The organism is Stappia indica, assembly GCF_001696535.1.
Classification (GTDB): Bacteria; Pseudomonadota; Alphaproteobacteria; order Rhizobiales; family Stappiaceae; genus Stappia; species Stappia indica.
Genome location: NZ_MBQE01000002.1, coordinates 257869 through 280622, shown reverse-complemented (window position 1 = coordinate 280622; position 22754 = coordinate 257869). Strand labels below are relative to the sequence as shown.

Genomic DNA, 22754 nt, shown 5'->3' with positions numbered 1-22754 from the left:
TTGTTCGGCCGACACGATGGCCGCGCGCCGCCCCCATGGCAAGTAGTGTGGCAAGTGGCGTGGCAAGCGCCTCGTCGGGTCGCGAAGCGCTCGCCTTTTCGGCTGCCTGTCGACGCGCTATCTTCGCCACCACGAACGCGTGTTATCCTGAAAGACAACCAGATCCGCTAGCGAAAGGCCCCTTCATGCTGCGACTTCTCCAGGCATTCCTCCTGCTGCTGCCGTTGACCTTGGCGGCGCATGCGGAGGAGCTCCAGATCCGCGACATCGTCACCGGCACCGGCGAGGAAGCCGTGCCCGGCGCCACCGTCACCGTGCACTACACCGGCTGGCTGATGGACGGCACCAAGTTCGATTCCAGCCTCGACCGCGGCGAACCCTTCTCCTTCCCGCTCGGCGCGAGCCGCGTCATCCGCGGCTGGGACCAGGGCGTCGAGGGCATGCGCGTCGGCGGCAAGCGCGAGCTGATCATCCCGCCGGAGCTCGGCTATGGCGCGCGCGGCGCCGGCGGCGTCATTCCGCCGAACTCGACCCTGCGCTTCGAGGTCGAGCTGCTGCGCGTTTCCAAGGCCAATTTCGGCGCGCTCGCCGCCGAGACGGCCCGCGGCTGAAGACATGCGACCGGCACCCGCAGCGGTGCCGGTCGACTTTTCGCAGGTCCGAACTTTCCGGATTGTCGTTTCAGATCAGTCTTTTGCCGCGCCGTCCGCGGCCCGCAGCAGGGCAACCGCCCGCCGCATCCGCTGCACCGACGTCAGATGCGCCAGCAGCGCGTAGATGCCGAGCCCGACGGCAATCGTCGAGGCCGGCGCGATCCCGGCAAGCGACAACGCCCCTGCAACCAGCAGCATCGCGCTGAGAAAAATGATCCGCTCCAGCCGCTCGAAGAAGTCCGGCCACGCCTCGTTGCGGATCGGGATCTCGATGGCCGTGCGTGCCTTGGCGTAGCTGGTCAGCACACCGCCGGAGAAAGCCAGCAAGGCCAAGGCCCAAAGGTCGTTGACGGCCGCAAGGGCAGCCAGCACCGCCAGCTCCTGGTAGCGGTCCACCATCGCATCGAAATAGCCGCCGGACTTGGTGCACATCGAGCGCCGCCGCGCCACCGCCCCGTCCAGCGCATCGAACGCGAAGGCGAAGGCCAGCGTTAGGCCGAAGACCGCCGGATTGCCGTGCCACAGGTAGAGCGCCGAGGTCAGGCAGATCAGGACGAGCCCCGTCGCCGTGACCTGGTTCGGCGTCATCCCCATGCGCACCAGCGGGGTCGCCATGCTCTCCCAGAGCGGGTCGATATGGCGCTTGAACAAGCCGTCGATCATTGGCACGGTTCCGTTTTCGTCAGGATAATTAGCGATATAGAGAAATCAGCTTCGGCCGGTGCCGGTCGAGCAGCGCAGCCCGCCGGTCGGCCCGCGCCACGCCTTCGCCCTCAGGGTCGTAAGTCAGCGCCTCGCCCTGGGTGAGGGTCGCGGCGGCGGCCTCGACGCTCGGATACCAGCCGAGGCCGGCCGCGGCGATGGCGCCCGCTCCCCGCACGCCGGCAAGGCGCGGCTGGCGCACCACGACCTGCAGCTTCAAGGCATCGGCCAGCATCTGCGCGAAATGCGGGTTGACCGCACCGCCGCCGACCAAAGGCAGCGGCAGGCCGGTCTTCAATCCCTTCTGCCGCGCCACCTTGCTGAGCGCCCAGCGCATGTTCAGCGCAACGCCCTCCAGCACCGAGCGCAGCAGCGCGTTGCGGTCGTGGCCGACGGAAAGCCCTGTAAAAACACCGCGCAAGCGGTCGTCATCGACCGGCACGCGCTCGCCGGCAAGCCAGGGCACGAAGAGCGGATCGCTGTCGCGCAAGGGACCGATGCCCGCATAGAGCGCCTCGAGCGAGGCGTCGTCGTCGCGTGCCGCGCCGCTCTCCCCGCCGCCGAACAGCCGCGCGGCCCAGGCAAAGGCGGACCCGGCGCTTTCCTGCGTCGCGATCAACAGCGGCCGATAGTTCACGCTGGAGGATATCGTGGCGTAAGAGTGGAAAATATCGATCCTTCTGGAGGGGAAAAAGCCGCTGAGCCACGCGCTGGTGCCGGCATAGGCGTGCAGTTCCCCGTCTCCGGTCGCGCCCGAGCCGATGGCGGTTGCCACCACGTCGCCCGCCCCGGCGATCACCGGCAGGCTGGCGGCAAGGCCGAGCTCTGTCCCCGCCTGCGGCAACAGGCCGCCGACGGTATAAGTTCCGTCGACGATCTCCGGCAGCCGGTCGAGAGGAATGCCGAGCCGGCCGGCGAGATAGGGCGACCAGCCTTCCCGGCCAGGCCGCGTATCCATCATCCAGGTCAGGTTGGCGCTGTCGGCCGTGGTGACGAAACGCCCCGTCGCCCGGTGCAAAAGCCAGTCCTTGACGTCGAGCAGCCGGGCCGCCGCATCCCACACCTCCGGCTCGTGCTGCTTCAGCCAGAGCATCTTGGCCGGAGGATCCATGCCGTTGTGCGAGGGCGCGCCGTTGGCGATGCGCGTCCAGGTGTACAACTTGTCGAACCGGTAGCCGGCGAGCGAGGGAAATCCCCCGTTCATGGCCCGCGACAGGGAGCCGGCCCGCTTGTCCAGCCAGACGATGGCCGGGCGCAAGGGGCGGCCCGAAAGCTCGACCGGAATGACGCCGCACATCTGCGCGCAGAAGACGAGGGCCGAGGCGCGCGCGGATAAATCGGGGATCTGCGCGGCAAGATCGGCGATCCCCTCGCGCAGCGCCGACCACCAATCCTCGGGCTCCTGCTCGGCCCGGTCGGGCCCTGGCAGGCTCAAGGGGTAGCGGCGCGTTGCCGTCGCAATGGCGGAAAGGCTGCGGTCCAGCGCCGCGATCTTGACGCCGGACGTGCCGAAATCGGCGGAAATGATCAGGCCGTTCTCATTGGAGCCCGGACCTTTTCCCCCTGCTGCGCTGTCGCCGATCACCTGCCTGCCCCAAGCTTCATGCGGGGGAATTGCCCCTTCGCCGGCAACGGGTTTATAGAGTCCGCGACCAAATGAGAACCGGGAAACGCGCGCAGTGCGCTCCCGCAACCGCGTGCCTCGAGGGCCGGATGATCGCAGCAACGGGGCGGGGACAGGCCGAGGACAAGGGCGAGACGGTCGATATCGTCTACACTTGGGTGGACGACAGTTTCCCCGGTTATCGCGAGTTGCTGGCCACTCATGCGGGCACCGCGCATGACAGCAATCCCAACCGCACCCGCGACAATCTCGAGCTTTTGCGCTACTCGCTGCGCTCGCTCGACGCGCATGTCCCCTTCGCCCGCAAGATCTACCTGCTGAGCTGCCGGCCGCAGATCCCCGCTTGGCTGGACACGGATCACCCCGACCTCGTGGTGGTACATCACGATGACATCATGGCGCCGGAGATCCTGCCGACCTTCAACTCCTTCGCCATCGTCAGCCACCTGGCGAAGCTGCCGGGCCTGTCGAGGAGATTCCTCTACTTCGAAGACGATATGCTCGCCTTTTCCCCGCTGAAGCTCGCCGACTTCCGCGGACCGGACGGGCGGACGAAAGCATTCCTGACGGGGAAGGCCTCGCCGGTGCTGGCAGGCCTCGACCCGGAGCGCGCAAGCCCCTGGAACCTGGCCATGGCCAATGCCAACCGCTTGCTGGAACAGCGTTTCGGCCCCGGACGGCGGCGCTATCTCGCCCATGGGCCGCAGCTGATCGACGCTGCGCTGTTCGAGGAAATGTGCGAGGAATTCAGCGCAGTGATCGAGGCGACGCGGGCAAGCCGCTTCCGCGCCGGCCACAACGTGCCGCCGGAATACCTCTACCCGCACTTTGCCGCGGAAAGCGGCCACGCACACGCCGTTTCCCCGGCCGAGACCCGGCGCGCGATGGGCTATGCCTCGCTGGAAAACTTCCTGCCCTGGACCTTCGCGCAGCTTCGCTATCTGGAATGGGCGAAACCGCTGGCGGTGACGCTGAACGACAGCTTCGGCACGGCGCCGAACCCGCGCGTCGTCGCCCATATGCGCCGCACTCTGGAGCGCTGGTTCCCCGTTCCTTCCCGCTTCGAGAAGCGGGGATAGGGGCTCACGAGAGGCCGAGCGCCTCGCGGTAAAGCCCAGCAAAGACAGGGCCCGTGCCGCGAATGTCCGCACCTTGCGCGCGGGCATCGGCCCATGCGGCGAGGCGCTCGCGGGCCGGCCTGTCCCCGGCAAGGGTGACGATGCGCTGCGCCAGCGCGCTGGCATCGCCCGGCGGCACCAGCAGCTCCGCGCCCTCCCCGCTCATGACGCTGGCATAGCCGTCATTCGCCGCCGCGACCGGCAGGGCGCCCGCCGCCATCGCCTCGACCAGCACAAGGCCGAAGCTCTCGCCGTAAGGGGCGGGTGCGGCGAAGATATCCGCGCCCCCGACCAGGGCACGCGCGGTGGCATCGTCCGGCCGGTCGACAAGGCGGATACGTGTCCCGTGAGGGAGGACAAGCGCCTGCTCGACAAGGGGCCGCAACTCGCCGCCACCGGCAATCGTGAGACGGGCCTCCGGCAGTGCGGAGGCGATCTGCGGCCATGCGGCCAGCAGCACATCGAGCCCCTTGCGCGCCTCGAACCGCCCCAGAAAGACGATCTCAAGGCCTTGGTTCTGCTTGGCCTTTCGTGCCTGGCGCCAGGGTGCGAGATCGACCGACGGGGGCACCACCTCCACCCGCGCATTGCGCGCGGCCTTGCCCAGATGCGGCAGCGGTGTCGGCGAGGGAACGACGACGATCCGCGAGTGCGAGAGGAAGTGGCGGGCGGTGAGACGCAGCACCCGCGCGGCGAGGCCGGAGGCATCCGCTGCCGGAAGCGTCGCATGGAAGGTCGTCACGGTCGGCAGCTGCAATCCCCGCCAGACCTGCCAGGCGACAAAGGGCGTCCAGGGCGTGTGCAGATGGACGAGATCGGCGCCCCAGTCGCGCAACTCGGCAATGAGCCGGCGGCGCTCGGCCCTGAAAGCATAGCTCACCTCGAAGCGGGTGCCGAACATCGACACCATCCGCGACTTGCCGCAACACTCTGTTCCGACTGCGCAAATTCCATCCGGTGTGGGCGGCGCGACGATGCGCACCTCGTGCCCCTCGCCCCGCAGCCACTGCGAAAGGTCGCGCACATGCGACTGGACGCCGCCGGGCCGGGCCATCGCGTAAGGGAGGATCTGGACGATCCTCATGCAGCGTCGCCCGGCCAGTTGCGGAAACTTGTCCACACCGCATCCCCGACATCGAGCAGGGCATAGAGCAGAACGAAGATCACCATCGCCGGCACGACGCCTGCGAGAGCCGCGATTCCAAAAAAGATCGGCAGGGCACCGCTCATCCCCGCCAGTGCGCGCTCGGCAAGGACGACAAATCCCCCTTGTGCCGAATGCCCGAGGGGCGCCGCCGTGCCGGGTGCCACTGAGGCGGGACGCGCGTCCCGCACCACCCTTGCATAGAGGCGCAGCCATGCCGCCGCGACCGCCACGACGGTCCAGAACAGGCCCGTCCCCTCGTCTGTCCCGGCCATCCGGTCGGCGACGATGCCGATGCTGGTGTAGAACAGGCCCCACTGCGCCATGTCGATGACGAAATCGAGCGCCGCGCCCTTCGAGGAGCTGCGGCCCGTCGCCCGTGCCAGCCCGCCGTCGACGCAGTCGAGGATCTGGAAGGCGACGGCCAAGAGCACTGTGGCCAGGGCGGCGGCCCCCGGCGGCAACAGCAGGGCGGCGAGCGGCATCGCCAGCGCCACCGGAAGCGCGGCCAGCGTCACCGCCGTCGGAGACATCCCCGTCGGCACCAGCCGCGCGACCAGCCACAGGCTGGGCAGGCGGTACAGCACCGCCACCGCCCAGTCGCTGACGAGCTCGCTGCGGAACCTCTCCCGGCGGTACTCCCGCCAGAGGGTACGAAACGTCGGATCCGGCTGCATGATGTCCAGTTGGTCCCTGCGTGCCTGCGCCCTCGGCCCTCCAGCCAGCCGGCTATTGCCCGCGGCCCGGCGCTCCCCTATTAGTGGACCGCCTTTATCACATTCCGGTCGATCCATGCCCACTATCAAAGCAGTTTTCCTGGCCGCCGGTCGCGGCGTGCGAATGGGCGAGCGCGGCCAGATGACGCCCAAGGGCCTGATCTCGCTCGGGACCCAGAGCTTTCTGGAAGACGCGATCGACACGCTGGCGATGCACGGCATCACGGATATCCGCGTCGTCACCGGCCATCTCGCCGAGCATTACCGCGAGCTGGCGGCAAGCCGCCGGCCCTCGCTCGACCTGCAGCACAACGGCAACTTCGCCACCAAGGGCTCGCTGCAGAGCCTGATGGTGGGGCTGGAGGGGCTGGACGGCCCCTGCCTTGTCCTCGAATCCGATCTGGTGTTCGAGCCGCGCGCCGTCGCCGCCGCCATTGCCGAGCCGGAGACGCCTGCGCTGCTCACCTCCGGCAAGACCGGGGCGGGCGACGAGGTGCATGTGTGGATCGACGACCGCTCCGGTCGGCCCTGCCTGCGCGACATGTCCAAGCTGATCGACCGCTGGCACGACGCGCCTTACGGCGAGCTGGTCGGCCTGACCTACCTGACGGGCGAGGCGGTGGCGCGGATGCAGGAGATCGGCCCGCAGTTGATCGCCCTCGACCCGATGGCCGACTACGAGAGCGGCGTCGTCGAACTGGCGCAGAGCCAGCCGGTCATCGTGCCGCGGATCGACGATCTCGCCTGGGCCGAGGTCGACAACGAGGCGATGCTCGCCCGGGCCGCCGAACAGGTTTATCCCCGCATCGAGGCGGCGCGCCGGAAGGGCTGATCCCCGCCCGAAATTTTGAGACGGATTTTGCAAAATTCCGTCTCGAAATCGCGAAATTTCGAGACGGCCTGCGCAAACCGCTCAATGCGGCCGCGACAGCATCCGCTGCGCCACGAGCACCCCGACGAGCGCCAGGACAATCGACAGCCAGCTGCTGGTGAAACCGGACAGGACCCCGATCTCACCCATCGCCCAGGAGACCTTGGTCGCGACCAGGGCGAGATATCCCGCAAGCGCCAGAACGAGGATACGCAGCGGCGCGACGACGCGCCCTGCCCCCGCCACCGGAGCAAGGCTCGCGCCCAGCAGCGCGTAGGCGCCGGGAAGGAAGAACGCCGCCCAGCGCCGCCACAGCGCCGCGTCGACATCCGGCCCCTTCAGCGGGTTGGTGTCGCGCGCCAGCACCTCGAGCGGGGCCTGCGGCAGGTAGAAGGCGGCGATGTCGTAAAAGGAGAGCACCTCGGGCACGATGTCGAGCCGCAGCTCCAGGCTCGGATACTGGCTGATGAGGTAGAGCGAGGTCTGGGCGTAGGCGGGCGGCGCGCCGTCGCGGCGCGACTGGTCCTCGCCGGGCAGGCGCGCCCACAGGTCGACATCGGTGAAGCGCCAGAAGCCGGGCCGGTCGGCCGGCACGCCGTGGCGCGCGACGATCACGTCGCGAAGGTCGCCGGCGACCACCCCGCGATAGAGCTCGACATCGGCAAGCTCCGGCGCGGCGCTGCGGATCACCCGCGCCTTCAGCACCGCGCCGTTGACGACGAACCAGCTCGGCTCGCCGAGATCGCCGTCGGCAAAGCGCCGGCCGTAGCCGCCGAGCTGCAGCTCGGCCTGGGCGAAGACCGCCGCCGGCCGCCACCAGCGCTCCAGCGAAAACTGCAGCGCGCCGGTGACCAGCGCGAACAGGCAGACCACCAAGAGCGTCTGGCGCGGCGACCAGCCGGCCGCGGCGATCACCGTGGTCTCGCGGTTGAACAGGCGCATCAGCTCGGCCGCGAAGACGCCGATGAAGCAGGCGACGGGAAACAGCCGCGTTGCGATGTCGACCGCGCGGTAGCCAAGATAGGTCGCGACCAGAAGAACGCGCGAGCGCCCCAGCTCGTCGGCCCGCGCCAGCACCCCGTCGAGCGTCTGCGCCAAATCGATGGCGAAGGCGACGATCAGGAACATGGTCATGACCAGCGCCGCCGCCTTCAGGTGCGTCGCCAGGATCCGTCGGCCGATCAGCCCGAAGACGGGCGTGCGCCGCCGGGCTGCCGGCAGGGCGCCGGACGCGAACAGAGGAAGGGCGGAGCCGGGCGCACGCATGGGTCAGGCCCGCTCGTTGACCGGGCGCAGCAGCACGGCGGCGCGGGCGCGAATGCCGGCGAGTGCGACCAGCAGCACCAGCAGGGCAGCGGCAAGGCCGACCATCGCCAGCGCCTGCGGCTGGTCCGCCGCCAGTCGGCCGAGAGCACCGCGCAAGACGATGTCGAAGGCGAGCAGCGCACCGCAGGCAACGGGCAGCGACAGGAAGCCGAAGACGCCGCGCCCGGCGAAGACGCAGGCGAGCAGCGCCAGCAGCGGCGCGACGAAGACGGCAATCGCCCGCGACAGGCGCTCGCCGGCGATCTTCAGCGCCTCGCGGCCGGTCTCGCCGGCGGCCTGGCCCTCGCTCAACGCCTCGAACACGGTCCATTCCTCGGCGACGTCGCTGCGCAGGGCATGATTGAGGATGTTGTCGAGGCTGACCGGCAGCGACACGTTCTCGACCTTGACCTGGGGGAGCGCGGGAATGTTGGCGACGTCCGGCCGGCCGACGGCAAAGAGGTTCGGCCCGCGCCCCTGGCGCAGCATGCCGGCGCCCTCGCGCGTCTCCACCCGGACGAAATCGTAGGCGATCACCCGGCCGAGCCCGAGGCTGTAATTGCCCTCCTCGTCCGGCCCGGCGAGCTTCCAGTCGGCGGCCTGGGTGACGCGCCAGCGGCCCGCCTCGCCCGGCTGGTGGACGAAGAGGCTTTCGTGCGGCGGTGTGACGGAAGTGTCGGACAGGGCCGCGAAGGTCCGCCCGCGAATGGTCTCGACCAGGGTGCCCTCGCTCGGCCCGGTGATGCGGGAAAACAGCAGCTCGCTCTTGAGCTGGAAGATCACGGTGCGGGTGGCATTGCGGGCCAGCGGGTCGATGACGCCGGAGACCGCGAGGCTGGCAAGAAAGGCGAGCGCGCCGAGGGAGAGCGCGACGCGCACCGGCAGACCCCAGGAGACGCCGGCCGCCGACAGGGCGACCAGCTCGCGCTCCTCTCGCGCGGCGACGAAGGCGAAATAGCCGCCGATGACGCAGGCCAGCGCCAGCGCGAAGTCGAAGATCTCCGGCGAGGTGAGGCCGAGAACCGCGAGCGCGTAGAGCAGGTTGCCGCCATTGCCCAGCACCTCTTCGAGGATGCCGGTCAGCTTCTCGGCGAGGAACACGACCTCGATGATGGCAACGACGAGCACCACCCGGCCGAGCACGCGCGCGAACAGGGACCGCGCGGCGAGAGAGGCAAGCGGTCTCACCTTACCCCGCACTCCGTCCGGCAGATCGCCCCGTTCCGCATGTCGCCCTGCATCGCTCCTCGTCGCAATTCATGCTATGGCCCAGCCCGCCGGGCAGGCTCTCTGCGTCGGCGGTTCCGATTCCGATCCTCATCATAGGCCGGCCGCAATGTCCCGTCTTGTCCATAAGCCGAGCCAGCGGCTCGGCCATGTCCTGGCCCTGTCCTTCGGCGCCGGCCTGTCGCCGGTCTGGCCGGGAACGGTGGGCGCCGTCGTCGGCCTCGTCCTGGCTGCCGGCCTTGCCATGCTCTCCGTGCCGCTGCAGATCGCCGGCCTGGCCGCCCTGTTCGTCGTCGGCGTGTGGGCCTCCGGGGTCGTTGCCGACGCAACCGGAACCGAGGATCCGCAGATCGTGGTGATCGACGAGAGCTTCGGCGCCGCTGCCGTGGTGCTGGCGCTGCCGGCCGAGCCGCTGTGGTGGATCGCCGGCTTCGTCGCCTTCCGCGCCTTCGACATCCTCAAGCCCTTCCCGGTGAACTGGGCGCATGACAAGGTGACCGGCGGGATGGGCATCATGCTGGACGATGCCGCCGCAGCGCTCTACGCGATCCTGGTCCTGTGCCCCATCGCCTGGTTCCTCGCAAGCTGACGCAGCTTACGGGGCAAGGCGCAGCAGGGCGACCAATGCCGGGCCGGCGATCAGCCAGGCATCGACGATGTCGAGCAACCCGCCCTGGCGCGGCAGCACCTGCGGGTAGTCCTTGACGCCCGCGGCGCGTTTCAGCCGCGAGCCGGCGAGATCCCCGACCACCGCGGCGACCGCAATGACGGCGGCGGCCGCCAGCGACAGGCCGAGCGACCAGCCGAGCAGCAGGGGACCGGCGACCGCCGCCGTCAGCGCCAGCATCGCCGCGCCGACGGCAAGGCCCTCGACGGTCTTGCGCGGGCTGAGCCGGGGGAACGCCGGATGCCGGCCGAACAGCTTGCCGCCGAACAGGGCGTAGCTGTCATAGGTTTCGACCAGCAGGAAGGCGAGCACCAGCACGCCGGCATTGGCCGGCTCGATGCCGACGGCGACGAACAGCGCCAGCGGCAGGCCGGGAAACAGCAGCACCTCGCCGGCAAGGCGCGCGGTTCCGACCGTCCCGCCGGCACGCAGGTGCCGCCGCCAGGCAACGCTGGCCGCCTCATAGGCGACGCGGACCGCAAGCCCCGCCAGCGCCATCGACAGGACCAGCCCGCCGGCAACGAAGGGCCCGAGCCCGCCGCCGACGATCACCAGTTCCGTGCCGTAGACCGGCCAGAGCGGCCGGGCCTGCGGCGCCGTCGCCGGGACGAGGCTGCCGAGCGCCAGCAGCACGCCGCCGATGGCAAGGCAGACGAGAACGGCAAGCGCCGCGATGTCGAGGGGAACGAGGGCCGGCATCATGGAGGAAGGCGTCATGAGAGCCGAGCTCAGTCCCGGTGCGAGCGGGCAACGCGCGCCTGCCACAGGCGCAGGGCCGGCGACAGCAGGCTGTGACCGCGGGCGAGCAGCTGCATCTGCAGGCCGGGCGCAACGGTGAAGCGGCCCTTCTCGGCGGCGAGGATGATCTTTTCCGCCACCCGCTCGGCCGGCCAGAGGCCGCCGCCTGCGGTGATCGCCTTGGTGGCCGCCGGCTTGGTCTCGTTCTCGGCGACCAGCTGCGGCGTGTCGGTGTCCGGCGGATAGGCGAGCGTCACGGAGATGTCGCGGTCGGCAAGCTCCACCCGCAGGACCTCGGCAAGGCCGCGCATGGCGAATTTCGAGGGCGCATAGGCGCCGTAGCCGTAGATGCCGAAGAAGGCCGCACCCGAGGAGACGAAGATCATCCGCCCGCCGCCCGCATCCGCCATGGCAGGTGCAAGCGCATGGGCGACATGCAGCGCACCGAGATAGTTGGTGCGCATCTGCATCAGATGATCGTCGAGCGGCTGTTCGAGAAAGCGGCCCGGACGGGCAACGCCGGCATTCATCACCGCCCAGCGCGGCACGCCGAGCTCGGCGGTGATACCGGCGACGGCCTCGCGCGCCTGGTCGGCATCGCCGACATCCGCAGTGCGCACCGCGATGCGCGCCTGCGGAACGGCGGCGGAGATCTCGGTGCGGGCGGCTTCGAGTCGCTCGGCCCCGCGCGAGACGAGGGCGAGGTCGAAGCCCTTGCGCGCCAGCGACAGGGCCATGGCCCGGCCGATGCCGCTGCTGCCGCCGGTGATCAGGGCGACGGGACGCCCGGCGGCGCCGAGCAGTCCTGCCCCCGTCGCGGCGGCCGCCATGGTCAGGCCGCCTCGCCGTTGGCGAAGGCGAGCAGGCGGTCGTAGCCCTCGGCATCCTCGATCTGCAGCGGCGGATGCTTGAACAGGAACGCGCTTGCATCCTCGACCGGGCCGGCAAGGCCGCGGTCGGCGGCGATCTTGGCGCAGCGGATGGCGATCAGGGCCATGGCCGCGGCATTGGGGGAATCCTCGACTTCCAGCCGCATCTCGACATGGGTGCGCACGCCGCCGAACAGCCGGCCCTCGAGACGGACATAGGCGACCTTGCGGTCGTTGAGCCACGGCACGTAGTCCGACGGGCCGATGCGGATCTCGCTGTCGGAGAGCCGCGCGTTCATCGCGGTCTGCACGGCCTCGGTCTTGGACTCCCGCTTCATCGCCAGGCGGTCCATGTCCATCATGTTGAGGAAGTCGGTGTTGCCGCCGACATTGAGCTGATAGGTGCGGTCGACCTTGACGCCGCGCATGTCGGCGAGGCGGGCGAGTGCCCGGTGGGTGATCGTCGCGCCGAACTGCGCCTTGAAGTCGTCGCCGACGATCGGCACGCCGGCGTCGCGGAAGCGCGCGGCCCAGACCGGATCGGAGGCGATGAAGACCGGAATGCCGTTGACGAAGGCGCAGCCGGCTTCCAGCGCGCATTCGGCGTAGAACTGCGTCGCCTCGACCGAGCCGACGGGCAGGAAGTTGATCATCACGTCGGCCTTCGCCTCGCGCAGGGCGGCGACGATGCCGGCCTTGTCGAGCGCCGGCGCGCTGGAGACGACGAAGCTGCGGTCGGGCGCCTGGTTGCGCATGAAGGCGGAAACGCCGTCGAGATCGGGGCCGCGCAGCACCGGCGCGGTCATGCCGCCAAGGTCCTTGTGGAAGATCTCGGTGCAGTTCGGCAGGGCAACGGCCGCCTCGCCGACAGTGCGTCCGACCTTGCGCGCATCGACCTCGAATGCGAGCACGATGTCGACGTCTTCCGGCCGGTAACCGCCAAGCACCGGGAACGGCACGCCCACCGCCTCGTCGCCCAGCGCCCGGCAATAGGCCACGCCCTGGACCAGCGAGCTTGCGCAATTGCCGGCACCGACAATCGCGGTGCGGATCGTTTTCGCGGAAGAAGCGCTCATACTGTCTGGTTACCCCCGAACCCTGCCCGGACGGGCTCGCCGTCCGCTCAATTGGATGCTTGCTGCCGGCCTCGCCGGCGCGGCAAGCGTTACTCGATCTCGATCCGTTCGACCAGCGGCTTGCCGCTGTCCGCGTCGTGCCCCATCACCAGCACCTCGCGCACGCTCGGCATCAGCCCGCTCTCGTCGACATCGGCATAGGCATAGGCCATGCGCATGGTGCGCCCGCCGACGGGAAGCAGAAGCTCGGCCCGGCCCGGCTCGACCAGGCGCAAGGTCGCCGGCCGCTCGGAATAGGACACGATGTGGATGCGGAAGACGTCCGGATCGCTGGTGGCGCGCGAGCGCACGCCGAAGGCGAAACTGTCCTCGATCATCTTCAGCGGCAGCTGCTCGCCGGTCGTGTTGAACCGGCGCCAATAGGCGACGAGCGGCTCGCGCGGGTCGAGCTTGCCGTCCTGCGTGAAGCGGGCGGCATAGACCACCGTGTTGGCGTTGCTGGAGCGCTGAAGATAGAAGACCTGGCCCGGATCGCTGGGCACCGGAAATTCCGGCCGCACCACCGGCAGGGTCGCGACCTCGCTGACCACCGAGCCCCGCGCCTTCTGCCCGGAGCCGGGCGTGATGCGGGTTCCCTCGATGGCCTGCGCCGCCGGCGACAGGGCGACAAGCGCGGCAAGAAGCAAACCCGTGAGGCGAAGCGAACGCCCGGCAGGGGTCGTCCGCGGTTGATCCGGCTGGATGCCGGCCCGTTCGTCAGCTGTCATGGCGATGCCAACTCCGCTCGGTGCGCGCCCCGTGCCCCGATTGTTCCGGCCCGGCCGGCGTCAGGCGCCGGCGACGGCCTGTTGCAGCAGCTCCGCCTGCGCCGAACCCTCGCCATGGGCCACCGCGGCGGCAATGGCGATGGCCTTGTCCATCTGCTCGTGCGTATGGGCGGCCGACAGGAAGAAGCGGATGCGCGGCTGGTCCTTCGGCACGCCGATCTGGACGATGGGCGGGGCGTAGACGCCCTGCTCCAGCAGCGCCTGCGAGGCGATCATCGTCTGCATCGGGCTGGAGAACAGGATCGGCACGACACCGCAGCCGATGGCCGGCCCGGTGTTCAGCCCCATGGAGCGGGCATGATCGCGGAAGTAGAGCGAGTTCTCGTGCAGGCGCGTCACGCGCTGCGGCTCGGCCTTGAGCTGCGTCAGCGCGCCATGGGCGCTGCCGAGCGTCGCCGGCGACAGGCCGACGCTGTAGACGAACCCCGGCAGGGTGAAACGCAGCCAGTCGATGACGCCCTGCTCGGCGCAGATGAAGCCGCCGGAGGAGACGAAGGACTTGGACAGGGTCCCGACGGTCAGCTCGATGCGGCGCGGGTCGATGTCGAAATGCTCGCACAGGCCGCGGCCGGTGGCGCCGAGCACGCCGTAGGAATGCGCCTCGTCGACGAGCAGCCAGGCGTCGTGCGCCTCCTTCATCTCGACCAGCCGGGGCAGGTCGGGAATGTCGCCGTCCATCGAATAGAGGCCTTCGACGACGATCAGCACGTTGCGGTACTGGCCGCGCACCTCTTCGAGCTGGCGCTCGAGATCGTCGAGGTCGTTGTGGTTGAAGACCCGATGGTCGTAGCGGCCGTTCTTGGCGCCGACGAAGATCGAGTTGTGGGCCAGCTCGTCGATCAGCACGAGATCGCGCGGGCCCATCAGGAAGTTGATGAGCGAGACGTTGACCAGATAGCCGCTGACCAGCGACATCACGTCACCGACGCCGAGGAAGTCCGCCAGCTCGCGCTCGAAGGCGCGGTGGCCGGCACGCTCGCCGCCGACGAGGCGCGAGGCGCCGACGCCGGTGCCGAGCCGGTGCAGCTCGGTGCTCGCCGCCTCGATCACGTCCGGATGGTTGCTCAGGCCCAGATAGTCGTAATGGGCGAAGCTGATGAAGGGGATGCCGTTGCGCTCGCAGATCTCGCGCTGCTGGTCGACGGGGAGGAAATACGGATTGTGCTGCTCGATGATCGCCTTGCCGGCCAGACGAAAGCGGCGCTCAGCGACAACGGAAAAGCTCGGCCGATCAGGCTTCATTCTTGCTTACCCCCAAGCCCGAACCAGGATCGAAGACCGTTCGAGCTGTCTCAATTTATCAGGAGCCGACACCTGCAGCACAGTCGGCGCGCCTCGGATGGCGACTTGCAGGACATGTCGAGCCCGGCTCCCATATTTCCGGGCAGTCGTCGAGGTCATCGGCATTCCGGCACGGGTGGTACAATGGCGGGCGACTGCCTGCTTGTCCTGCAAGCCCCCTTGCAAGGAGCAGTCTGCCGCCAAGCCCCCACTCAGACGGAAATCGCTAAATAACCGAAAGGTTGGAAACTGTCGAGTAAGCCGACGAAGGGAGAGGGGTGATACGGACGCGGGCCGTCTGCCCGCCGCCCCGAAAGCGCCCGCGGGCGAGCGGGAAAGCCCCCCGGCACGGTGCTGCCGCCGACAGGGGCATCTCGTAACGGAACCTCGCCGGAGCCGTGCTGCGGCAGGACCGGTCCGGACCTTGCGTCTCCACCGGTTTCGCAAGCAAAAGCGCCGGTCGGCACCGCGGGCCGGCCGCATCGGCGGCGCGGGCGGGCGCTGCGCGCATCGCTGCCGGAAGGCGATAACGTACGAAACCGCAACCGGTTCCCGCGCAAGTCCAGATCAGCGGATCAATTTCTGTTTCAGCTCTGTCACAACTGCCTCAGCCGCCGCGAGGAAGCGCTCGATCATGAGAGAATCGATGGCCCCGATCGTGCCGACGCGGAAGGTTCCGAGCGCCTTCATCTTGCCCGCGTAGATGGCAAAGCCGCGCGATTCCAACGCATCGTAGAAGGCGGAAAAGTCGTACCAATCCTCCTGCGGCTCCAGGAAGGAGACGATCACCGGCGCCTGCAGCGCAGGATCGAGCGCCGGGGAAAAGCCGAGGCGGGCCATGCCGGCGATCAGCGTGTCGCGGTTCGCCGTGTAGCGGGCGAGCCGGGCGGCGGGACCGCCCTCCTCCTCAAGCTCCTGCAGGGCCTCGTGCAGGGCCGCGACCACATGGGTCGGCGGCGTGAAGCGCCACTGGCCGTCGCCGGCAAGGGCACGCGCCTGATCCTCCAGATCCAGCGCCAGCGAGACCGAGACGCCGCGGCGGGCGGCGAGTTCGTCCGACCGGCAGACCACGAAGGCAAGGCCGGGAACGCCCTGCAGGCACTTGTTGGAGCTGGCCGCGAGCGCCGAGATGCCCCAGCCGCTGATGTCGACGGCAATCGCGCCGAAACTGCTCATGGCATCGACCAGCAGCCGCCGACCGGCGGCCCGGACCACGGCGGCGATCTCCTCAAGCGGATTGAGCAGGCCCGAGGTCGTCTCGCAATGGACGATGGCCACAGCCGCAATGCCGGGATCGGCGGCGAGCCTTTCGGCAAGCGCCGCGGGATCGTGCGCCTCGGTCTCCGCGACCTCGACCACGTCGCAGGGGCGGCCGAGCCGACGGCAGATCTCCGCCATGCGCCGGCCATAGGCGCCGTTGACCAGCAGCAGCAACTGCTCGTCGGGACGCAGCATGCTGCCGAGCATCGCCTCGACCGCGAAAGTGCCGCTGCCCTGCACGGGAACGCAGACATGCTCGCCCGGCCTGCCACCGGCCAGATCGCGGACACGCTCCAGAACCTCGCCGGCAAGGCGGGTGAAGGCGGGATCGCGCGAGCCCCAGTCGCGCAGCATCGCCGCCTTGACCCGGTCGCTGGTGGTCAGCGGGCCGGGCGTCAGCAGGACGGGGCCTGTGGATGCGCTCATGCGGCACCGGTGAGATGGGCGCGGAAGCGCCGGGCGACCTCGCGCGGGGCGACGGTCGGACGGCCGAGACCGGCGACCTCCTCGGCGGCGACCTTCACATGCACGAAGCGCGGTCCCGGCACGGCGAGCGCCGCATCCAGCGCAGCTCCCGCCTCGGCAAGGCCGCTGGCGCGCGCGGCGAAACGGTAGCCGCAGGCCGCCGCGACCGAAGCGAAGTCCACATGCGCGGAGACCGTCGCCTGGCCGCCGGTCGACAGGTGCCGGCCGTTGTCGAGCAGCACATGGGTGTAGCGGGCCGGCGCCTCGGCGCCGATGGTCGCCATGTTGCCGAGCTTCATCAATGCCGCGCCGTCGCCGTCCAGCACGGCGATCTCGCGCTCGCAGTTGAGCGCGGCGCCAAGGCCGATGGCGCTGGCCCCGCCCATGGAGCCGACGCAGTAAAGATGGCCCGCATGGTCCTGAAGGGTGAAGAGCTCACGCCCGGTATGGCCGGTGGTGGCGACAAGGCCGGCGCTTTCGGGAAGCTTGTCGCGCAGCAGCGCCAGCACGTCCATGCGGCGCGGCAGGCTCGCCCCGCCGCCGAAGTCGACCGGCGCAACGCGCGGTGCCGGCTCGGCCCGCGCCTCGTCGAGCGGACGCGGCGCGATGGCGCCCTTCGGCTGCACCAGCCCGACCGGCTGGCCGGTCGCACGCATATGGGCAATCGCGCGCGACAGCACCGGCTCGATGTCGGCGGCTGCAAGCGGGAACGGCTCGCCATGGACACCGGCGAGCGCAAGGAGCTGCGGCGTGATCTGGCCCATCAGCTCGTGCTGCGGCTCGTCCTTCACCCCCGGCTCGCCGCGCCAGGTGGCGATCACCAGCGTCGGAATGGCGAAGGGATGGTTGAGCGAGGTCAGCGGATTGACCGCGTTGCCGAGCCCGGAGTTCTGGAACATCACCACCGTCTCGCGGCCCGCGCACCAGGCGCCGGCGGCAATGGCCACCGCCTCGCCCTCGCTGGTCGCGCCGACATAGCGGGCCTCGCGGTCGGAGATCACCGCGTTCATCAGGGGCGTCAGGAAGCTGCAGGGCACGCCGGTGAAGAAGTCGATGCCCTGGCGCTTGGCCGCGGAAAGAAAGTCGCCCGCCTCGATCATCGCCCGTCTCTCCCTGCCGCCCGATCAGACCGCATCGCGCGCCTGCGCCAGGTCCATGAGGTCGTTCACGTTTCGCCAGAAGCCGGTGACATAGACGATGCCGATGCGCTCGCCGGCCGCCGCCATGCGGGTCAGCACCGCGCCGAGATCGGCGCCGGCAAGGCTACCCTCGGCTGCCATCTCGTCCAGCGTGCGGCGCAGGCGGGCAGCGCCCGCCGCACTCGCCCGCATCAGGCCGACCCACTCGCCGTCGCCGCCCTCACCAACGAAGCCCTTGAGCAGCGGCGTCTCGGCGTCCGGATCGAGATCGTCGGAGAAGGGAAGCGTGCAGGCGACCGCGTCGCGGCCCGCACGGCCCGAAACGCGCGGATCGACCGCCAGCACGATGTCCTCCTCCCGGTCCTCCAGCATCGCCAGGAAGAACGGACGGTAGAGAATGTCGCCATAGGAGACGATAGTGTCGCCCTCGCCGAGCGCCAGCGACAGGGACTGCGCCTCGCCGCTGGTCTGGTACTCCGTGTTCTCGACCAGCGAGATGCCCGGCGCCTCGACCGCATCCGCCTTATAGCCGACGACGACGCGGATATCGGCAACGCCGTGGCGCGTGAGCGCCTCGACCTGGCGGCCGAGCAGCGAGGTGCCGCGCACGGGCAGCATGCATTTCGGCCGGTCGAGCGTCAGGTCGCCGAGCTCCTCGCCGCGCGTTGCGGCCAGAACGATGGCGCGGCGCGGCGCGGTGGCGGCAAGATAGCGCTTCTCCGCCTCTTCCAGCTCCTGCGAACCGGCGAGCGAGAACACGTCGCCGAGCGGCGCCACGTCGCTTTCGACCTCCAGCAGGGTCTGGTGCTCTTGCAGGGCCGCGCAGGTGTCGCGCATGGCGCGGATCGAGGCGCGCAGGTTGTGGTTCGCCCAGATGATCATCGAGGCGCCGGCCTCGCGCAGCTTCTCGGTCGGCGTGCGGTAATACTTGGTCGGGATCAGGATCACCGGCGCCCGGTCGCCGAACTCGCGGCAGAATTCGATGATCTCGTCCGCGGTGCTCTTCTTGGAGTGGATGACGATGGCATCCGCCCCCGCATCCGCATAGGCATGGGCGCGTTTGAGCGCTTCCTCGAGGCCCCGGCCGGCGATCAGCGCCTCGACCCGGGCGACGATCTGGAAGTCCGGATGGCTCTGGGTGTCCTTGCCGGCCTTGATCTTCCCGCAGAACTCGTCGATGTCGGCGAGCGGCTGGTTCTCGCCCAGGAACGAGTTGGTCTTGGGGAAGATCTTGTCCTCGATGCACACGCCGGCGATGCCGCGATCGCACAGCTTGGCGACGAAGCGGCGGAAATTGTTGAAATTGCCGTAGCCGGTGTCGCCGTCGACAAGGATCGGCAGGCTGGAGGCGTCGGCCATGTATTCCAGCATGTCGAGCACCTGGGTCCAGGATAGCTCGTTGTTGTCGCGCACGCCGAGCGCCGCCGACATCGACAGGCCCGAGGCCCAGATGCCCTCGAAGCCGGCTTCCTCGACGATCTTGGCGGACAGGCCGCTATGCGCCTCCATCAGGAAGGCGAGATCGGGACGCTGCAACAGCTCGCGCAAGCGGGTGAACCTGGAGACCGGCGCCGATGCGCGGTCGAGTGCGACGTGCTTTTGCAAAACAACTCCTTTCGGCCGGCCTGCCGGCGCCCGTTCGTAAGGCGGCTCATTGGTAGCGAAGCGCCCGCCAAAAGAAAAGACGGGGCGAGAGGCCCCGTCCGTTTCTGCACCGGACGTCTGCCGGGGAAACGCCCTCAGGCGTTGACGTCGACGACGACGCGCCCGCGCACCTCGCCGGCAAGGATCGCCTTGCCGAGCTCCGGCAGGTCGGCAAGGCGGGCCGGCACCACCATCCCGTCGAGCTTGTCCATCGGCAGGTCCGCCGCGATCCGCGACCAGGCCCGCACCCGGTCCTCATAGGGGCGCATGACGGAATCGATGCCGAGCAGGTTGACCGCCCGCAGCAGGAAGGGAACGACGGTCGCAGGCAGGGCCGCCCCGCCCGCCAGCCCGACGGCGGCAACCGAGGCGCCGTATTTCATCTGCCCGAGCACCCGCGCCAGCATCGCCCCGCCGACCGCATCGACGCAGCCCGCCCAGGTCTCGCTCTCCAGCGGCCGCTTGACCGTTTCGGCGATGTCCGCGCGCGCAACGATGCGCGAGGCGCCCAGCCCCTTGAGATAGGCTTCCGTCTCCGGCCGGCCGGTCACCGCCGCGACCTCGTGGCCGAGCCTGGCAAGGATCGCGGTCGCGACCGAACCGACGCCGCCGGCCGCCCCCGTCACCAGCACCGGGCCGCCTCCCACCTTCAGCCCGTGATCCTCCAGCGCCATCACCGCGAGCATGGCGGTGAAGCCGGCCGTGCCGACCGCCATGGCATCGCGGGTGGTGAGGCCCTGCGGCAAGGGCACCAGCCAGTCGGCCATCACCCGCGCCTTCTGCGCATAGCCGCCCCAGCGCACCTCGCCGACGCGCCAGCCGGTCAGCACCACCTTGTCGCCGGGCGCATAGCGCGGATCGGAGGAGGTCTCGACCGTGCCGGCAAAGTCGATGCCCGGCACATGCGGCCAGGCGCGCACCAGCCCGCCGCCGGAACCGAGGCACAGCCCGTCCTTGTAGTTCAGCGTCGAATACTCGACCGCAACGGTGACGTCGCCCTCCGGCAGACGGTCTTCCGTGATCGCCTGGACCCCGGCCGATACGGCCCCCGCCTCGTCCTTGTCGACGACCAGCGCGTTGAAGCTCATGGCTTTCCTCCCCTTGAACCTGTCTTTCATCTCTCCGCCCATTGGTACCGGCCAACAGCAAGGATGAAAAGCGGCGCGGCGACGCGGGCACGCCTCTACCTGCCGGCTTGCGCGACGGGGCGGGCCCAGGCTAGGCGGGTTGCAAGCCCGATTTACTGTGAACTCGTCGGGCTGGTGTCATGCCGCAATCTCCGCCCAAGGTGGAGTATCAAAAGACTGGTTTGTAGGAGGCTTAGCTCGTGGTGATATCGTAGTCCTGTTTTTTGGTATTGAGCGTCGCCTCGACCTCATTGGGGAAATCGCCAGCCGCTAGTTCAAAAAGAGCCTTTATCTCCGTCACGGGTATTCGCCAAATAAAGTCATCTTTGTCATAGTCAGAAACGACTAGGCAGTCGCTCCAGTTGCGACTTTTATCTTGCAAAAGAAAGCAAGTTCGGGCGTGGATGAACTGGTTAGCCACATAGGCCGGCGCCTTTCGGCGAGACGCCTCCTGTCTCAAATCGTACAGACGTTCCAAGTCGGTATGATTGAGGGCAGTAACCGACTTACCCGTTGATACGAAAAACAAGTAATCTGGCGCTTAGTGGTGCGGGAGGACACTTTATTTATTTCGATCAACCGCCGCACGATGAAGAATCCCACCGCAATGTCACGCTCAACGATGGCACAGGTTCGCTCTGTCCGACGTGGAGGTCTCGACATTTGCCGCAGTGACTTGGCAATCTGGCCGAGATACTCTTTCCAGTAAATGCTCTCGATCATAGCGAAATCCTCAAAATTCGCAGCCAGCCCAAACTAATCTTCAAGAAAAAACAATTTCATCCGTGACATCAGCAATCATGAGATGCATTTCAGCCATCCTAGGTTCAGCTATCTAGCAAAGACAACACTCGCCATCCCGTTCTGTCCCCTACTGGGCGGAATAGGATTTCTACCGCTTGTCATTGGACGCATGGCGATGCCGGGGCTATGACCGGGGGAAGCCTGCTGCTCTTCATGATGAAGGAAAGCAGGACAGACGTTCAGGAAAGAAGGCGTTTCCCGATCATGACCGCCCCGCTGTCGCATCTGCGCGTGCTCGATCTCTCCCGCGTCCTGGCCGGCCCCTGGTCGACGCAGGCGCTGGCCGACATGGGCGCCGACGTCATCAAGATCGAGCGGCCCGGCAGCGGCGACGACACGCGCGGCTGGGGCCCGCCCTTCGTCGCGGACGGGGCGGCGGCCGGCGAGAGCGCCTATTTCATGGCCGCCAACCGGGGCAAGAAATCCGTCGCCGTCGACATCGCCAGCGAGAGGGGGCGCGCGCTGATCATCGAGCTGGCGAAGAAGTCCGACATTCTGGTCGAGAACTACAAGGTCGGCGGGCTGAAGAAATACGGCCTCGACTACGACAGCCTGTCGAAGATCAATCCCGGCCTGATCTACTGCTCGATCACCGGCTTCGGCCAGACCGGGCCTTACGCCCAGCGCGCCGGCTACGACTTCATGATCCAGGGCATGGGCGGGCTGATGTCGGTGACCGGCGAGCGCGACGCGCTGCCGGGCGGCGGGCCGCAGAAGGCGGGCGTCGCGCTCGCCGACATCCTGACCGGGCTGAACGCCACCATCGCCATTCTCGGCGCCCTCGCCCACCGCGAGCGCACCGGCGAAGGCCAGCATCTCGACATCGCCCTGTTCGACGTGCAGGTCGCCTCGCTCGCCAACCAGGCGCTGAGCTATCTCGTCTCCGGCACCTCGCCCGTGCGCATGGGCAACGCCCACACCGCCATCGTGCCTTACGAGGTCTTCGCCAGCTCCGACGGCCACCTGATCCTCGCCGTCGGCAATGACGGCCAGTTCGTCCGCTTCTGCGAGGTCGCCGGCCGGCCGGAGCTGGCCGCCGATCCGCGCTTTGCCGTCAACCGCGACCGGGTCGCCCACCGGGAGATCCTGGCGCCGATGGTCGCCGAGATCATCAAGACGCGCACGACCCGCGAGTGGATCGCCGACCTGGAGGCCGCCGCCGTGCCCTGCGGCCCGATCAACACCATCGCCGAAGTGTTCGAGGAGCCGCAGGCCAAGGCACGCGGGCTGATGAACCCGGCCCTGCCGCATGGCAGCGGCGGAACCGTGCCGGGCGTCGCCAGCCCCTTGCGCTTCTCCAAGACGCCGGTGAACGACAAGGTCGCCCCGCCGATGCTGGGCGAGCACACCCGCGAAGTGCTGGCCCGAGTCCTCGGCCTCGACGAGGCCGAGCTCGACGCGCTGGAGGCGGGCGGGGCCGTGCAGTCGCGCAAGGGCTGAGGCCCGCCCACGTCTTGAACAAATTTTGAGCACATTTTTGCCGCGATGCACAATTGT

General features: G+C 68.7%; 21 protein-coding genes. 5 read left to right on the top strand and 16 right to left on the bottom strand.

The features are described from left to right. The first annotated feature begins 185 nt into the window (after positions 1 to 185). On the top strand, positions 186 to 611 hold the full coding sequence (locus BBX35_RS09260; RefSeq protein ID WP_083206162.1) for an FKBP-type peptidyl-prolyl cis-trans isomerase: 426 nt from the start codon (positions 186 to 188) through the stop codon (positions 609 to 611). A gap of 75 nt (positions 612 to 686) precedes the next feature. On the opposite strand, the gene BBX35_RS09255 is transcribed toward BBX35_RS09260, so the two are convergent. Together BBX35_RS09255 and BBX35_RS09250 are read right to left on the bottom strand one after the other, a co-directional pair. After that, positions 687 to 1316 carry a CDP-alcohol phosphatidyltransferase family protein gene (locus BBX35_RS09255; protein ID WP_067218929.1) on the bottom strand — a complete coding sequence of 210 codons (630 nt, stop codon included), beginning with the start codon at positions 1314 to 1316 and terminating at the stop codon, positions 687 to 689. Between the two features lie 28 nt (positions 1317 to 1344). Then, entirely contained in the window at positions 1345 to 2940 is a 1596-nt protein-coding gene (locus tag BBX35_RS09250) for a xylulokinase (protein ID WP_067218927.1), read from the bottom strand. Positions 2941 to 3068: 128 nt separating this feature from the next. On the opposite strand from BBX35_RS09250, the gene BBX35_RS23400 reads away from it, so the two are divergent. After that, positions 3069 to 4058 carry a stealth conserved region 3 domain-containing protein gene (locus BBX35_RS23400; protein WP_067218924.1) on the top strand — a complete coding sequence of 330 codons (990 nt, stop codon included), beginning with the start codon at positions 3069 to 3071 and terminating at the stop codon, positions 4056 to 4058. A 4-nt stretch (positions 4059 to 4062) separates the two neighbouring features. On the opposite strand, the gene BBX35_RS09240 is transcribed toward BBX35_RS23400, so the two are convergent. Then, positions 4063 to 5181, bottom strand: coding sequence for a glycosyltransferase family 4 protein (locus BBX35_RS09240; RefSeq protein WP_171901417.1), 1119 nt, complete (start codon positions 5179 to 5181; stop codon positions 4063 to 4065). After that, on the bottom strand, positions 5178 to 5918 hold the full coding sequence (locus BBX35_RS23395; RefSeq protein WP_067218919.1) for a CDP-alcohol phosphatidyltransferase family protein: 741 nt from the start codon (positions 5916 to 5918) through the stop codon (positions 5178 to 5180). Before BBX35_RS23395 ends, BBX35_RS09240 begins: the two co-directional genes overlap by 4 nt. 115 nt (positions 5919 to 6033) lie before the next feature. On the opposite strand from BBX35_RS23395, the gene BBX35_RS22785 reads away from it, so the two are divergent. Beyond that, on the top strand, positions 6034 to 6789 hold the full coding sequence (locus tag BBX35_RS22785) for a phosphocholine cytidylyltransferase family protein (protein WP_171901416.1): 756 nt from the start codon (positions 6034 to 6036) through the stop codon (positions 6787 to 6789). 81 nt (positions 6790 to 6870) lie between these two features. Here the strand turns inward: BBX35_RS22785 and BBX35_RS09225 are convergent, their stop codons facing one another. Further along, the gene (locus tag BBX35_RS09225) at positions 6871 to 8094 is read right to left on the bottom strand and encodes an LptF/LptG family permease (protein ID WP_067218914.1); all 1224 of its coding nucleotides are present in this window, start codon (positions 8092 to 8094) and stop codon (positions 6871 to 6873) included. 3 nt (positions 8095 to 8097) lie between these two features. After that, positions 8098 to 9321, bottom strand: a complete 1224-nt coding sequence (locus BBX35_RS09220) for an LptF/LptG family permease (protein ID WP_067218911.1) — start codon at positions 9319 to 9321, stop codon at positions 8098 to 8100. Positions 9322 to 9469: 148 nt separating this feature from the next. On the opposite strand from BBX35_RS09220, the gene BBX35_RS23635 reads away from it, so the two are divergent. Beyond that, entirely contained in the window at positions 9470 to 9949 is a 480-nt protein-coding gene (locus tag BBX35_RS23635) for a phosphatidylglycerophosphatase A family protein (RefSeq protein WP_067218909.1), read from the top strand. A gap of 6 nt (positions 9950 to 9955) precedes the next feature. On the opposite strand, the gene BBX35_RS09210 is transcribed toward BBX35_RS23635, so the two are convergent. The 10 genes from BBX35_RS09210 to BBX35_RS23630 all read right to left on the bottom strand — a co-directional run bounded on the left by BBX35_RS09210 (position 9956) and on the right by BBX35_RS23630 (position 20874). Beyond that, positions 9956 to 10744: a phosphatidate cytidylyltransferase gene (locus BBX35_RS09210; protein ID WP_067218906.1), complete on the bottom strand. Its 789-nt coding sequence runs from the start codon at positions 10742 to 10744 to the stop codon at positions 9956 to 9958. 11 nt (positions 10745 to 10755) lie between these two features. Continuing rightward, positions 10756 to 11595 (bottom strand): SDR family oxidoreductase, encoded by an 840-nt coding sequence (locus BBX35_RS09205; protein ID WP_067218903.1) that lies wholly within the window; start codon positions 11593 to 11595, stop codon positions 10756 to 10758. Between the two features lie 2 nt (positions 11596 to 11597). Beyond that, complete coding sequence (locus BBX35_RS09200; protein ID WP_067218901.1) at positions 11598 to 12710, bottom strand: inositol-3-phosphate synthase; 1113 nt, start codon at positions 12708 to 12710, stop codon at positions 11598 to 11600. Between the two features lie 89 nt (positions 12711 to 12799). Further along, positions 12800 to 13477 carry a DUF4833 domain-containing protein gene (locus BBX35_RS09195; RefSeq protein WP_083206157.1) on the bottom strand — a complete coding sequence of 226 codons (678 nt, stop codon included), beginning with the start codon at positions 13475 to 13477 and terminating at the stop codon, positions 12800 to 12802. Positions 13478 to 13537: 60 nt separating this feature from the next. Then, positions 13538 to 14779 (bottom strand): aminotransferase class I/II-fold pyridoxal phosphate-dependent enzyme, encoded by a 1242-nt coding sequence (locus tag BBX35_RS09190; protein ID WP_083206156.1) that lies wholly within the window; start codon positions 14777 to 14779, stop codon positions 13538 to 13540. A gap of 606 nt (positions 14780 to 15385) precedes the next feature. Beyond that, a complete protein-coding gene (locus BBX35_RS09185; protein WP_067218896.1) occupies positions 15386 to 16504 on the bottom strand; it encodes a 2-aminoethylphosphonate--pyruvate transaminase in 1119 nt (372 codons plus the stop codon). Beyond that, positions 16501 to 17643, bottom strand: a complete 1143-nt coding sequence (gene aepY / locus BBX35_RS09180) for a phosphonopyruvate decarboxylase (protein WP_067218893.1) — start codon at positions 17641 to 17643, stop codon at positions 16501 to 16503. The genes BBX35_RS09185 and aepY overlap by 4 nt, the downstream gene beginning before the upstream one ends. 24 nt (positions 17644 to 17667) lie before the next feature. Then, positions 17668 to 19287, bottom strand: coding sequence for a phosphoenolpyruvate mutase (aepX, locus tag BBX35_RS09175; RefSeq protein ID WP_067218889.1), 1620 nt, complete (start codon positions 19285 to 19287; stop codon positions 17668 to 17670). Positions 19288 to 19421: 134 nt separating this feature from the next. Next, the gene (locus tag BBX35_RS09170) at positions 19422 to 20414 is read right to left on the bottom strand and encodes an MDR family oxidoreductase (RefSeq protein ID WP_067218887.1); all 993 of its coding nucleotides are present in this window, start codon (positions 20412 to 20414) and stop codon (positions 19422 to 19424) included. Between the two features lie 232 nt (positions 20415 to 20646). Then, positions 20647 to 20874, bottom strand: a complete 228-nt coding sequence (locus BBX35_RS23630) for a hypothetical protein (RefSeq protein ID WP_067218884.1) — start codon at positions 20872 to 20874, stop codon at positions 20647 to 20649. 587 nt (positions 20875 to 21461) lie between these two features. Here BBX35_RS23630 and BBX35_RS09160 point away from each other — a divergent pair. Beyond that, positions 21462 to 22697: a CaiB/BaiF CoA transferase family protein gene (locus BBX35_RS09160; protein WP_067218882.1), complete on the top strand. Its 1236-nt coding sequence runs from the start codon at positions 21462 to 21464 to the stop codon at positions 22695 to 22697. Positions 22698 to 22754 lie beyond the last annotated feature (57 nt).

Coding starts and splice junctions, on each gene's coding strand:
- BBX35_RS09205 (WP_067218903.1), bottom strand. CDS start 11,595: ATGGCGGCCGCCGCGACGGGGGCAGGACTGCTCGGCGCCGCCGGGCGT.
- BBX35_RS23635 (WP_067218909.1), top strand. CDS start 9,470: ATGTCCCGTCTTGTCCATAAGCCGAGCCAGCGGCTCGGCCATGTCCTG.
- BBX35_RS09185 (WP_067218896.1), bottom strand. CDS start 16,504: ATGAGCGCATCCACAGGCCCCGTCCTGCTGACGCCCGGCCCGCTGACC.
- BBX35_RS09190 (WP_083206156.1), bottom strand. CDS start 14,779: ATGAAGCCTGATCGGCCGAGCTTTTCCGTTGTCGCTGAGCGCCGCTTT.
- BBX35_RS09160 (WP_067218882.1), top strand. CDS start 21,462: ATGACCGCCCCGCTGTCGCATCTGCGCGTGCTCGATCTCTCCCGCGTC.
- BBX35_RS22785 (WP_171901416.1), top strand. CDS start 6,034: ATGCCCACTATCAAAGCAGTTTTCCTGGCCGCCGGTCGCGGCGTGCGA.
- BBX35_RS09195 (WP_083206157.1), bottom strand. CDS start 13,477: ATGACAGCTGACGAACGGGCCGGCATCCAGCCGGATCAACCGCGGACG.
- BBX35_RS09200 (WP_067218901.1), bottom strand. CDS start 12,710: ATGAGCGCTTCTTCCGCGAAAACGATCCGCACCGCGATTGTCGGTGCC.
- BBX35_RS09225 (WP_067218914.1), bottom strand. CDS start 8,094: ATGCGTGCGCCCGGCTCCGCCCTTCCTCTGTTCGCGTCCGGCGCCCTG.
- BBX35_RS23400 (WP_067218924.1), top strand. CDS start 3,069: ATGATCGCAGCAACGGGGCGGGGACAGGCCGAGGACAAGGGCGAGACG.
- BBX35_RS09170 (WP_067218887.1), bottom strand. CDS start 20,414: ATGAGCTTCAACGCGCTGGTCGTCGACAAGGACGAGGCGGGGGCCGTA.
- BBX35_RS09260 (WP_083206162.1), top strand. CDS start 186: ATGCTGCGACTTCTCCAGGCATTCCTCCTGCTGCTGCCGTTGACCTTG.
- BBX35_RS09210 (WP_067218906.1), bottom strand. CDS start 10,744: ATGACGCCTTCCTCCATGATGCCGGCCCTCGTTCCCCTCGACATCGCG.
- BBX35_RS09255 (WP_067218929.1), bottom strand. CDS start 1,316: ATGATCGACGGCTTGTTCAAGCGCCATATCGACCCGCTCTGGGAGAGC.
- BBX35_RS23395 (WP_067218919.1), bottom strand. CDS start 5,918: ATGCAGCCGGATCCGACGTTTCGTACCCTCTGGCGGGAGTACCGCCGG.
- aepY (WP_067218893.1), bottom strand. CDS start 17,643: ATGATCGAGGCGGGCGACTTTCTTTCCGCGGCCAAGCGCCAGGGCATC.
- BBX35_RS09240 (WP_171901417.1), bottom strand. CDS start 5,181: ATGAGGATCGTCCAGATCCTCCCTTACGCGATGGCCCGGCCCGGCGGC.